General features: G+C 42.6%; 11 protein-coding genes. 3 read left to right on the forward strand and 8 right to left on the reverse strand.

Annotated features, from left to right (window positions below):
- The 3 genes from JMX94_RS07735 to JMX94_RS07745 all read right to left on the reverse strand — a co-directional run.
- Positions 1–249: dihydropteroate synthase (locus JMX94_RS07735; protein WP_201564812.1), on the reverse strand; the 249-nt coding region annotated here is incomplete at its 3' end.
- A gap of 204 nt (positions 250–453) precedes the next feature.
- The gene (ftsH, locus tag JMX94_RS07740) at positions 454–2349 is read right to left on the reverse strand and encodes an ATP-dependent zinc metalloprotease FtsH (RefSeq protein WP_271133550.1); all 1896 of its coding nucleotides are present in this window, start codon (positions 2347–2349) and stop codon (positions 454–456) included.
- A gap of 459 nt (positions 2350–2808) precedes the next feature.
- A complete protein-coding gene (locus JMX94_RS07745) occupies positions 2809–3441 on the reverse strand; it encodes an RlmE family RNA methyltransferase (protein ID WP_201564813.1) in 633 nt (210 codons plus the stop codon).
- Between the two features lie 379 nt (positions 3442–3820).
- On the opposite strand from JMX94_RS07745, the gene JMX94_RS07750 reads away from it, so the two are divergent.
- Together JMX94_RS07750 and JMX94_RS07755 are read left to right on the forward strand one after the other, a co-directional pair.
- A complete protein-coding gene (locus tag JMX94_RS07750) occupies positions 3821–4132 on the forward strand; it encodes a YhbY family RNA-binding protein (RefSeq protein WP_183620392.1) in 312 nt (103 codons plus the stop codon).
- A gap of 224 nt (positions 4133–4356) precedes the next feature.
- Positions 4357–5292: a hypothetical protein gene (locus JMX94_RS07755; RefSeq protein ID WP_201564814.1), complete on the forward strand. Its 936-nt coding sequence runs from the start codon at positions 4357–4359 to the stop codon at positions 5290–5292.
- Between the two features lie 145 nt (positions 5293–5437).
- Here JMX94_RS07755 and JMX94_RS07760 read toward each other — a convergent pair whose 3' ends face one another.
- Positions 5438–6166: a CHAP domain-containing protein gene (locus tag JMX94_RS07760; RefSeq protein ID WP_191691009.1), complete on the reverse strand. Its 729-nt coding sequence runs from the start codon at positions 6164–6166 to the stop codon at positions 5438–5440.
- A 164-nt stretch (positions 6167–6330) separates the two neighbouring features.
- Here JMX94_RS07760 and JMX94_RS07765 point away from each other — a divergent pair, with 164 nt between their 5' ends.
- The gene (locus tag JMX94_RS07765; protein ID WP_201564815.1) at positions 6331–6846 is read left to right on the forward strand and encodes a hypothetical protein; all 516 of its coding nucleotides are present in this window, start codon (positions 6331–6333) and stop codon (positions 6844–6846) included.
- A gap of 298 nt (positions 6847–7144) precedes the next feature.
- On the opposite strand, the gene lpxC is transcribed toward JMX94_RS07765, so the two are convergent.
- From lpxC to JMX94_RS07785, 4 genes are all read right to left on the reverse strand, one after another.
- Complete coding sequence (lpxC, locus tag JMX94_RS07770; protein WP_201564816.1) at positions 7145–8062, reverse strand: UDP-3-O-acyl-N-acetylglucosamine deacetylase; 918 nt, start codon at positions 8060–8062, stop codon at positions 7145–7147.
- Between the two features lie 399 nt (positions 8063–8461).
- Positions 8462–9658, reverse strand: a complete 1197-nt coding sequence (ftsZ, locus tag JMX94_RS07775; RefSeq protein WP_183620383.1) for a cell division protein FtsZ — start codon at positions 9656–9658, stop codon at positions 8462–8464.
- 233 nt (positions 9659–9891) lie between these two features.
- Positions 9892–11232 carry a cell division protein FtsA gene (gene ftsA, locus JMX94_RS07780; RefSeq protein ID WP_183620381.1) on the reverse strand — a complete coding sequence of 447 codons (1341 nt, stop codon included), beginning with the start codon at positions 11230–11232 and terminating at the stop codon, positions 9892–9894.
- 110 nt (positions 11233–11342) lie between these two features.
- Entirely contained in the window at positions 11343–12140 is a 798-nt protein-coding gene (locus tag JMX94_RS07785) for a cell division protein FtsQ/DivIB (protein ID WP_201564817.1), read from the reverse strand.
- Between the last annotated feature and the right edge of the window lie 165 nt (positions 12141–12305).

Here is a 12305-nt window from a genome sequence, read left to right on the forward strand (position 1 = left end):
CTCATCGCTAGACGCTACAGCTTGCGCATTTGGACGGGTAGATTCACCGCCGATATCGATAATGCTTGCACCCGCGGCAATCATCTCTTTAGCATGAGCAAGGGCGCTATCGATAGCATTAAACTGCCCACCGTCAGAAAAAGAATCTGGGGTGACATTTAAAATACCCATGATATGCGGGTGCGATAAATCTAATACTTTATCGCGACTTATCACCGTATAATTAGGTAAAGGTTGGAATAATGACATAAGGTATCCATTATAAATTCAGTTCGTAAAATCGTTTTAGCTGTCGTGATAATCTACCAAGCTATAATGCCTATGATAGCAGCAAATCTGATGCTCTCCTAAAGCCTTCATGAAATTGTAGCAACAAAAAAGCCCTTTATTAAAAAGGGCTTTTTCTATCAAAAATAGATGCAATCTTAAAAAACTACATTAATAAACCAGAAACTACATCGCTGGTAATGGCGGCGGTGTTGAAGTCGTGGTTTTCACATCATTTTTTGATAAGTTTACTTCATTATGCTGATAGACTCTTGGCGGACGAGGTTCTTCGCCAGCTAGAATATCCTGCAATTGATCGCGGTCAATGGTTTCCCATTTCATCAAAGCATCTACCATCGCATGAATTTTTTCTTGATTGCCTTCAATCAATTCGCGTGCGATGTCATACTGCTCTTCAAGCATACGGCGTACTTCTTCATCGACCTTTTGTTGCGTCGCTTCTGAAATCGTCCGGCCACCGCCACCGAAGTAACCTTGTGAGTTATCATCATCTTCATAGACCATGATACCTAGCGCATCTGACATACCGTATTTGGTAACCATCGCTCGTGCCATCTTGGTAGCACGTTCAAAGTCGTTTGAAGCACCCGTCGACATCTGATTGATAAATACTTCTTCTGCGATACGACCACCAAATAAAATCGCAATATCACTGAGCATTTTTGATTTATACATACTGGTTTGGTCGTGCTCAGGCAGCTGCCACGTCACCCCAAGGGCAAAACCACGCGGCATAATCGTTACTTTATGCACAGGGTCGGTACCCGGTAGCAACTCAGCAACTAAGGCATGACCCGCCTCATGATAAGCAGTCGCACGGCGCTCCTCTTCACGGATAACCATTGATTTACGCTCAGGACCCATATATAGCTTGTCTTTTGCATCTTCAAAGTCATTCATATCGACGCTGCGCTTGTTACGACGCGCGGCAAATAAGGCCGCCTCATTCACAAGGTTGGCTAACTGCGCACCACTAAATCCAGGAGTACCACGCGCCAATGCATGCGCATCAACACCGATAGTATTTGGTAATTTACGTAAATGCACTTTCAGGATTTGTTCGCGACCCTTGATATCTGGCAGACCTACTTGCACCTGACGGTCAAAACGACCCGGACGCAATAATGCTTTATCCAGTACGTCTGCACGGTTGGTCGCCGCAATGACGATAACGCCTTCATTGCCTTCAAAACCATCCATCTCAACCAATAATTGGTTCAATGTCTGCTCGCGCTCATCGTTACCGCCGCCCATACCTGAGCCACGATGACGACCGACCGCATCAATCTCATCGATAAAGATGATACAAGGCGCGCTCTTCTTCGCTTGTTCAAACATATCACGCACACGCGATGCACCAACACCGACGAACATCTCAACAAAGTCAGAACCTGAAATTGAGAAGAACGGTACTTTAGCTTCACCAGCGATGGCTCTCGCTAACAGCGTCTTACCCGTACCCGGAGGACCTACCATCAAGATACCGCGTGGAATTGTCGCACCCAATTTGGTAAATTTATCAGGGTCTCGCAGGAACTCTACGACTTCAACGACCTCTTCTTTGGCTTCTTCACAGCCAGCAACGTCATCAAAGTTAACCTTGATTTGGTCTTCGGTCAGCATTTTGGCTTTTGATTTACCAAAGCTCATCGGACCACCGCCTTTACCGCCAGCGCCGCCCTGCATATTACGCATAAAGAATAGGAACAGACCAATAATTAATAAAATTGGGAAACTGGCTATCAATAGTTGCATCAAGACACTTTGACGTTTAGGCGCGGTACCTTGCACCTCAACTTGGTTTTCACGCAATAGCGGCATTAGCTGTTCATCAGCCACGGCTGGTCGAATGGTCTCAAATGATGAGCCATTTTTCTTTTCGCCGGTGATTTGCTCGCCATCGATTTCAACACTGGCTACTTGGTTTTCTGACACAGCGGTCACAAACTCAGAGTAGTTAAGGCTATCCGGCTCAGAAGATTGATCAAAGCCGCTAAACACCAGCACTAAAACGCCGATTACCACCAGCCACAATAAGGTATTTTTTACCATGTCGCTCACTAGTTATTCCCATCCCTTACTTATTGGTGTGTTTGTTAAACACGTGACGTCTATATGCAAACGTATGCTTCATTATTCAATGCCCATTTGTAAATTATCGTTCAAGCTTGGATTTAAGTAACTTAAAACCCCAAACAAAATAAATAGACAAACGAACATAAATAACTGAGCCAATAAAGCGCTTACTATTAAACGACTTTGCTTAAAACAACTCTGTTTAAAACACAGCCTTAATATATAGGTATATATTTAAAACGATATAGATTCAAAACAAAGTTAATATACCATGATATGTGGTGCTAACCTGAATAATTCAAGCAGCATTCTTATTTATTCAGTTAACGATTGTAGCGGTTTTATGTTAATCAGCAATACTCTTGATGATGAAACCCCATCATCTGGGAAATTTGCGCAACTGATTGACCTTAAAACCATTTTATAGAAAGGTTTGCATACCTACTACTTAATGGCAATCCAAAACATCTCTTTTGAGCGTGGTCGTGAAGCACCCGGCTTGATACTACGAATTTTACTAAAATCCGCCTGCATCTGCTTGCGTAATTCCTGTGTACCCTCGCCTTGAAACACTTTCATAATAAGCGCGCCACCTTCTGGTAAGGTTGCAAGCGCGAAATCGACTGCCAGCTCGCATAAATACATCATACGCGGCTGATCGATGGCGCTATTGCCAGCGGTATTGGGTGCCATATCGGACAACACCACATCAACCTGTTTATCGCCCACTTCTGCCATGATACGGTCAAACACCTCTGCCTCGCGAAAGTCGCCCTGAATAAAGGTGACATCGGGCAAGGTATCCATGGGCAAAATATCAGAGGCTATCAACACGCCTTTCTCACCAACCAGTTGACCGGCAACTTGCGACCAACTACCCGGTGCACTGCCTAAGTCGACGACGGTCATGCCTTTCTTAATTAGATTGGTCTTATCATTAATCTCAAGCAATTTATAAGCAGCACGGGCACGGTAGCCATCTATTTGGGCTTTTTTCACATAAGGATCGTCAATGTGCTCCTGCATCCAAGCACTGCTGCTTTTTGACAACTTTTTATTTTCAATACGCGTGACCAAAATGACTGCTCCTATTACTTTGCAAAACACGGCTAGCGGCTTATAACGTGGTTATCTATGACGATTCAATATCTGTCTATTGATAAAACAATTATCTATAACATGGCTATTACTAGGCGTTTAAGTTACCTAGCTAAATTAGCTATTGAACCTCTCATGCACCTTGTAACCTTTTACGGTTAAATTCTCTTGGTGAAAACACTGCTTTATAAGACCGTAGCGTTTATAATGTACTCATACTTTCAGTTTAACATTTTCATCACGTAAAATCGTGCAAAATCCTGCTGATCTCATGCAAGATGACCACAGATTATCTATAATGGTCATTATCTGCTCTCAATAGCACCATCTTTTATTTTTACCAACATCTAGGAATTATATGCAACTCGATAACGCTACCATCAAACGCCTAAAAGGCATTGGTCATGACCTAAAACCTATCGTTATGATTGGCAACAAAGGTATTACCCCAAGCATCACGGAAGAGATTGATCGCGCTTTAACGGATCATGAACTTATCAAAGTAAAACTGCCAGCTGGCACCAAAGAAGAACGCGATGTCATCGGCGCTCAGCTTGCAGCGGCAGCTAATGCCTCTTTGGTTCATTCAATTGGTCGTATGGCGCTGTTATTACGTAAAAACCCACATGCCAATCCTAAGCTATCAAACCTTGCTCGTCACGCGCAGTAAGTTGTTATTTTCAGCTTAGTTTATGTTCTATCCTATCTAATAAAAGCCGCTCAGCATTTTGCTAGCGGCTTTTATGTTATCTATACGCCATTTCCTGTTTTCTATTTATAGTCAGTCCTAAATAAAATCAGTACAAGTATGATAACGCGCTACTGGTATTCATTTTATAGCGAACCGCCTATAAGATATCCTTAATACTATTAAACTGCGGATATTATTAACTTATGAGCCAAACTTTTTATCTATGCCTCGCAACCGACACCCTTGCCGCTGATGCCCAAACTCTTGGCGTGACGATAGAAGACTTACAAAGCATTCAGGTAGAAGTCATCGTAACCTTAGCTCAAACAAATCAGATAGCCCAAACCGCACAGATAACCCGAAGCGCTCAGCAGCCAGAGTGGCAGTTACAGCTTGATTATCACATAACGCTGCCACTTAAATCGTTAGCGGCGCAATTAGACTGGCCAACATGGCAACCGACGCAGGTAGGATTTGCAGATTATTTATGGGAGCAAACTTGCCTTGAGTGCTTTTTAGCAGGCGGCTTAATAACAGACAGATTAATAAATAATAGCGTTTCGATAAATGATGTTAATGAGATTGGCATTGATGGAGCGGATGCTAATAAAACTAGCGCTTATATTGAAGTTAATGCCAGCCCTGACGGTCGTTATGCGCTTTACGAGTTTGCAAGCTATCGTCATCCTGCGACACTGCCGCCAACGCCGCTTTTACAACCTGATGGACAAACACGGGCGTTTATTAACTGGACAGCCAGCCATTGCCCTGCAAGTAATGACACTGCGAGTAATGGCATTGCGAATAATGGCACTGCCAACGCAGCGCAAAACTCCTTATCAGCGCAAATCGAACCTGCTATCGATTCATTAACACCTAATACCAGCACCGCTAACTCTTATCTTTATCAACGCAGCTTTACTGTGCCCTTAAGCCAACTATCTAACGCAAAGGCTTTTATCGACGATACTGCCATTGAATACATTCATCCCTGTGTGATTTTAAGCTTTGCTACGACGTTTGGTACAAGGCTTGGTACAACGGCGGTATATTTTGCACCCAAACACGCCTCCCCGCCCGATTTTCACAATCTGCAATATTGGTCAGTATTTGATAAGCAGGCAGCACTGGCTAGATAGCTGCTTAAATTAAGCACCTTCTCCAACTACATAGCTTCTTTAATCAAATAACCTCTTTATGCCAAGCAAAAAAAACCAGTAATGTCATAAAGAGCATTACTGGGTTCGGAGAAAACTTTTGAATTACGTTACATCTAGCTGCTGCTTATTTGTCAGCCATTGCAAGGTAGATACCGCGATCTGATGCATCATCGACGTATTTTGAATCACGCCATGTCGTGTAGTTATGATGACCGCTGTATGGGCTAATGCTGTTTTGACGGAAGTCAGAAACCCAATCATTACCATCAAATATTTGAATATGGCCATGCGGGCGTCTTGAGGTGCGATCATAGACCACGACGTCGCCTACTTGTGGCTGCGTATTGTTACTGATTTTGGTAAAGCCAGCTTGGGCCAATGTGCCACGAGAGGCATACTGATACGCTGAAGGGTTAGGCGTAAATTCATAACCCGCTGATTGTAGGGCTTTACGCACATAACGAGCACAGTAACCACTACTGCTAGATAGCGCCACACGTGAAGCATTGGCGGCGGCAATCGCAGGTGCAGAATAACGATCTGGCACTGAGCTTGCTTGCTGCTGGCGCTGCTCGTAAGACAAGCGGCTGGTTAGCGAGGCAAGCTGATATTCTTTTTGCTTAGCATGGGCACTAAGATTGTCAATTGCTTGACTGATTTCATCATTGCTTGAGACATAAGCACCACTTTTAGTGCTATAGATATTGCGACTTGAACCGTAGTTCGCAGAAGTAGAGATATTGGTGATGGTATGACTCAAGGTATTATTTGGTTGAAAGGTTGTTTCGACAGCACCACTCGTCTGTGCTATACCCATTCCCAATACTGACAAAATTAATAAAGCTTGTTTCATAAATTTACTACCTATTGTGAATACAGGATTGCTCGTCATCCGTGACAAAGCATGAATTAATTTAGGGAAGATGACCATGAAATAAACATGATAAAATCCTTAGTACAAAAGCTCGCTGTTTATGATGAATATCGATTTTGTCACCTATTAGATGAGTGTTCACGATGTCAAAAAAACAACCTAACCGACTTGCTAAACTTATCGATCATCAAGCCTTTGCTGGTAGTGCGCTACCTCAAACATTGGCTGATAATATGCGTTTATATCTGCAAGCTACGACCGAGGTAAAAGAGCTTTTGGTAGATTGTCTACCTGAGGAAATCCTCGATAACTGCTGGGTCGTGGGCTTAACCTCTGAGCAACTCATACTCAGTGTGGGCTCGATGACTGCCGCCAATCATATTCGCTATTTACAGAGCGCTTATTTGCAGGTGTTAACAGAGCAGTCAATTACATTTAAACAACTCAAGCAAATCCGCGTTGTAGTAGCCAAAAATTCTGCTCATAATGATTATCCTAAACCATCACAAGCCTTGTCGGCACCCTTATCAAAGCCTCGTAAAGCCCATGAAAATCAGGCTCTTAGCCAAAACACAAAGCGGACTATATCACAGGCTGCAGAGCATGTCACCACTGATGAAAATCTCAAAAAGGCACTTTTGCGCCTGATTAATCCGTAAAAATCCCCACTTTACTCTGTAAACTTATGTAAATTAAACCCGTAATTGACGCTGATAAAGCTGCGTTTTTGTAATTTCGTCAACAAAAAAAATCATCTGTCAGTGCCATTCACAATGTGAACCTCACTGACAGATGATTTTATTATTTCTCACATCTTTTATTTTACCTACTCTGAAGCAGGTTATTGGTAAAATGAGAAAGAAAATATCTATTTAAACGAATATTATTTAGCGCTACTTATAACCATCTTATGTAATATTGCGTAAATGTTTCGATACTTCGTGTATATTCCTGTATTCATCCTTCAACTGTTAAACCATTTAATGGTAAATATTCGATAGGACAGGTTACATTGTCATCAAAAGTTACAATTTCAAAGTTATCAGGATCTGATAATATCTCACGTACCAACATATTATTTAGTGCATGACCAGACTTATACGCATTAAAACGACCTAAAATCGGATAGCCAATCAGATATAAATCGCCTAGCGCATCTAAAATTTTATGACGTACAAATTCATCATTAAAGCGTAAGCCTTCTTCATTAAGGATACTGGCATCATCAATGACAATGGCATTGTCCATACTGCCGCCTAACGCCAAGTTATTCTGACGTAAGGTTTCGATATCACGTAAGAAACCAAAAGTACGCGCTGAGCTCAATTGCTCAATGAAGTTTTGCGTTGAAAACTGCAATTGTGCATGCTGAAAATCTTTATCAATGGCCGGATGGTCAAAATCAATCTCAAAATTGAGCTCAAAGCCTTCATAAGGACGTAGCTCTGCCCATTTATCGTCAACTTTAACGCGTACTGGGCGCACAATCTTAATAAAGCGCTTTGCCGCTTCTTGTTCACAAAACCCTGCTTGTAGCAGCAGTCCCACAAATGGGGCAGCACTACCATCCATAATCGGTATCTCTGACGCCGATACGCGGATTAATAGGTTGTCAACGCCAAGTCCTGCGACCGCACTGAGCAAATGCTCAACGGTGCCCACACGGGTGCCACCAAATACGAGATTCGATGACATCATGGTATCTTGTACCAAAAAGGCACTGGCAGGAATAGGATTGCTACCGACAATATCAGAACGTTCAAATACGATACCGGTATTGATAGGCTGTGGATGAAACTCTAAGTCAACAGGTTGACCACTATGAAGACCAGTACCTGTAACGGCTATCGCTGTTTTTATGGTTCGTTGGTTCATGGCTGTCTTCTCACATATTTTGTTACAATTGACATAGTGTAGCATTACCCGACCCTATTTCGCTAGCGCTAAAAAGCGTTAATTTGCTTATGTCTTTGATTGATAACACTTATCGTCATTATTTTAACAATGACTTTTAGCAGACAATAAACTGTCAATCAGCGATAAATAACGGTTTATAGCTATTTATAAGCCGCAATTGGATAGAGCGTCACTTTATTTATAAAGGTTGTATAAATCGCCCGCTTATAAATAGACAAAACTTATAAATATCTTACCTATAAATAAACAAAGCTTAAAAACAGACAGGCACAAAAAAGCCAGTATCGAAATACTGGCTCTTCTTTATTCATACTATCTACAACAAGCATTCATTTTAATGCCTACTTATTCTAAGCACTATTTGTTCTGTTGGCGCTTAAGATAATCTTGAATACTGTTGGTTTTGGTTTTAGGCTGCTCTTGAGTCACATTTGCGCGTATCGGGCTTTCTTGATACTGAGCTTGCGACTGTTTTTGACTGTTGAGCGCGCTGGTATGCAAGTTTGGATCAACAGGCTGGGTGCTGTTTACCGATGGCACAGGCTGCTCTACCACTTCAGGCTCTTGACCAGCATTTTCATCTAAGGTCAGACCGGTTGCGATGACTGTTACATGTAAATCATCACCCATTTTTTCATCAATCACTGAACCATAGAAAATATGCGCATCATCTATATCAGTAATTTCTTCAACGATGACACTGATTTTGCTCATCTCATCCAATGATAAAGATTCAGAAGAGATAACGTTAACGAGTAAGCCTTTGGCATTCTCTAAACGCAAATCATCAAGCAATGGCGATCTGATGGCTTTCTCGGTCGCTTGACGCGCACGATCATCGCCGCTGGCGCGACCGATACCCATCATCGCATGACCTTTAGCTGTCATCGCGGTGCGGATATCGTTAAAATCAATATTAATCATACCTTCGCTGGCGATGGTTTCTGCAATACCCTGTACCGCATGCAACAGGACGTCATCGGCTTTTTTGAAGGCATCTTGCATAGAGATGTTGCCATACACACTCATAAGTTTGTCGTTTGGAATGGTAATGATAGAGTCAACGAAATTGGTCAACTGCTCGATACCAGCCTTAGCAGCCTTGATACGTTTACCACCTTCAAACTTAAATGGTGTGGTCACAACTGCGACCGTCAACACTTCCATCTCTTTAGCAATACGCGCAACCACTGGAGCGGCGCCCGTACCTGTACCACCACCCATACCCGCGGTTATAAAGACCATGTCTGAGTGTTCAAGTAAAGCACGGATGGCTTCTTCTTCGCTTTCTGCGGCTTCACGGCCCACTTCTGGGTTTGCCCCTGCGCCAAGACCACGGTTGGTCTTAGCGCCAAGCTGCAATTTATGCGGCGCTGTCAGACGATCGAGCGCTTGTTTATCCGTATTGGCACAGACAAACGTTACACCTCTAATCCCTTGTTGTACCATATGCTCAACCGCATTACCGCCGCCGCCGCCCACACCGAATACAGTGAAGCTTGCCTGGCCGTTGTTTTGAAGCTGATTATCATCTGGCATGGTGTATTTTGACATAAAAAGGTTTCTCCAGTTGCAGATAGCGTGATGGTCGATACGTGGTAACACACTCATATGGCGCGCTATCGACTTACTATATATAAATGTATTTAAATAAAACAGGGCAAAGGCTTAAATAGTTGTGCTTAGCCTATATATGCAGTTATTCTACAGGGTGTTGCTTTAAATATGCTTACCTATAATACTGCGGCAGGCTCTTAACTGCTTCATCTGAGTAAGTTTACAGCAGATTATAATATCTTTTTGAGTACACTGGCAAAACGCTGCCCTGCACTTTGAAAAACACCCGTGACACGATTCTTTTGAATCGCTTCCGGTTCACTTTTTTCACTACGGCGAAACTGCTCGCTTTGACTATATAGTAATGTACCAAACGCGGTTTGATAAGCGCGATCATTGACCTGCATATTCAGCTGCTTAAACGATTCATCATTATCAAAATGATTATAAGCACTAATAGCAGGATGGGTATTGGTCAATACGACAGGCATTTTCAGCAGCTTTTTGGCAAAAGGTATCATGCCTTTAATAGCGCTGCCACCGCCTGTGAGTACAATACCTTTATCAATATAGCCTAGCAAATCCGCATCATGTAATTGGCGAACCACTTCAGTAAAAATCTGCACATATCGCGCTTCAATAATACGCGCTAAATTATACGTACCAATATTAATTTCATCGCCCGACCCTTGCGGCTTAAAGAGAAAGAATGAGCTAGGATCAACGCTATTGATATCAACGGTACCATACGTTTTTTTCAGCCTTTCCGCCTCTATCATAGAGATACCAACATCGGCTGAGATATCCATCGTTACTTCATGACTGCCGGTAGCGATACAGTGGGTGAAAATCAGCTTATTCTCTTTATAGACGCAAATACTGGTTGTACTCGCACCGATATCGACTAAGCAAACCCCTTGCTGACGCTCATCACTCATCAAACTGTATTCGGCGCTGGTAACCGCATCAAAAACGATATGGTCAATACCGACGTCACAGCTTTGTAATAATTTTTGGATATTCTGACGGCTAGATACTGGCATCATCATCATGTGATACATCACAGTGATATTGTGCGCGACCATATCAATAGCATCATCAACCATAAACTCTTGGTTGTCGATATAGATACCTTGCTGGCAGCAATGCATCAAATAATAATCAGGCGACAAGTCTTGCGATTTGGCATTTGACAGCGCTTGTACCATATCTTTGGCACGGACGACTTCGTCTTCGACTCTGACATCGCCTGCACTATTCTTACTTAATAGCTCAGGCGTCGCCATGGTCAACCAGACACTATGTACACGGCAATTGGCGGTATCTTCGGCTTCTTGAATGGCTTGTTTGATAGCGCCCTGCAAACGTTCACGATGCTTTATCTGACCTTGATAAAAGTCGCTATTTTTAACTTGCCCCACACCCATAATACGAATGTCTTTTGCAGAGACAACACTGCCAATGACGACATATACTGCCGTGGCACTTAGATGGACAACAACCAGATTTTCAGTATTTTTCATGGTACCAGACAAATTATCGCTAAACAGGAGACCAGATGACGTCTCCATTAAATCATTAAAAAGCGCTAGCAGCACGCGGTGATATTGTATGTTAACTCTTTATATTAAGAAAGCAGACAAATATAAGGTTTTGACTGCTTTGTTAATATTTTATTCATTTACGGTGGTGTTTCAGTAGTTTTTGGCGGCGCCAGATTCCATGCGATAGTAAATCCATTTTTGTAACGAAGATCGACAGACTGTATTTCATCGCGGCGATTGCTTAACTGATTGCCGAGCAGCTGACTTAAATTCAACAGTTTTTGCGCGGTATTTTCATTATCAACGATGACACGTTGACCATTATCAAAGCGAATCAGCCACGTCATTCTTGGTGACAAAATGATATCTTCAACTTGCATACCAAGCGGCGCATACCAATCATTGACTTGCTGCATTTGTTGCATAATAACGGGCGCTTGCGCCATATCACCTTGCAACGTCGCAAAACGCTCTTGCGTTAAATCTCGACTGTCAGCAGGAACAAAAACCGCCCCTTTTGCATCAACCAAACGCTCAGTACCGAAATTTGCCACCGGCTGTTTTGGTAAGGCTTTAACGACGATACCACGCTGCCAATCACGGCTCACACTCACTTGGTCAACCCAAGCCAAACTGGTGGTAATATCTCTTAGTGCCTGCAAGTCCGAGGTGAAAAAACTGCTCACACTCTGTTGGCTCATGACATGCTGTAACGCTTGATATTGCGCAAATGTCAAATCTCGATTATCGACATGAATAGCAGCAGGCGGTGCGTCGCGTAATGCCTTACCACCCATGATTAATATCAGCACAAGCAAGCCCAACACCAGTACCGTAAAGAAATATCTGACCGAAGTCGGTACTTGAAAACTAGATGTCGGGCGACGGGTCTTATCACTCATCAAGTCAGCGACGTCATTGACAGTTTGAGTCATAATAAACTTCGTCCCTATTTTTGCTTAAAGCTATTTGCATAACGCCAATAGTGCTTCTATTAAAAGTAAATCTGCTAAACATTCGCAGGAATCTATAAAACTAACATATTATCAATTTATTTGTCTAAAACGGTTTATAACGTGCGCTTATTGTCATTAAAACGT

The organism is Psychrobacter sp. CMS30, assembly GCF_904846565.1.
In the GTDB taxonomy this organism is placed as follows: Bacteria; Pseudomonadota; Gammaproteobacteria; order Pseudomonadales; family Moraxellaceae; genus Psychrobacter; species Psychrobacter maritimus.

Bases quoted from the DNA above. Each gene is read 5' to 3' on its own strand.
- JMX94_RS07750 (WP_183620392.1), top strand. From the start codon at position 3,821: ATGCAACTCGATAACGCTACCATCAAACGCCTAAAAGGCATTGGTCAT.
- JMX94_RS07755 (WP_201564814.1), top strand. From the start codon at position 4,357: ATGAGCCAAACTTTTTATCTATGCCTCGCAACCGACACCCTTGCCGCT.
- JMX94_RS07760 (WP_191691009.1), bottom strand. From the start codon at position 6,166: ATGAAACAAGCTTTATTAATTTTGTCAGTATTGGGAATGGGTATAGCA.
- JMX94_RS07765 (WP_201564815.1), top strand. From the start codon at position 6,331: ATGTCAAAAAAACAACCTAACCGACTTGCTAAACTTATCGATCATCAA.
- lpxC (WP_201564816.1), bottom strand. From the start codon at position 8,062: ATGAACCAACGAACCATAAAAACAGCGATAGCCGTTACAGGTACTGGT.
- ftsZ (WP_183620383.1), bottom strand. From the start codon at position 9,658: ATGTCAAAATACACCATGCCAGATGATAATCAGCTTCAAAACAACGGC.
- ftsA (WP_183620381.1), bottom strand. From the start codon at position 11,232: ATGGAGACGTCATCTGGTCTCCTGTTTAGCGATAATTTGTCTGGTACC.
- JMX94_RS07785 (WP_201564817.1), bottom strand. From the start codon at position 12,140: ATGACTCAAACTGTCAATGACGTCGCTGACTTGATGAGTGATAAGACC.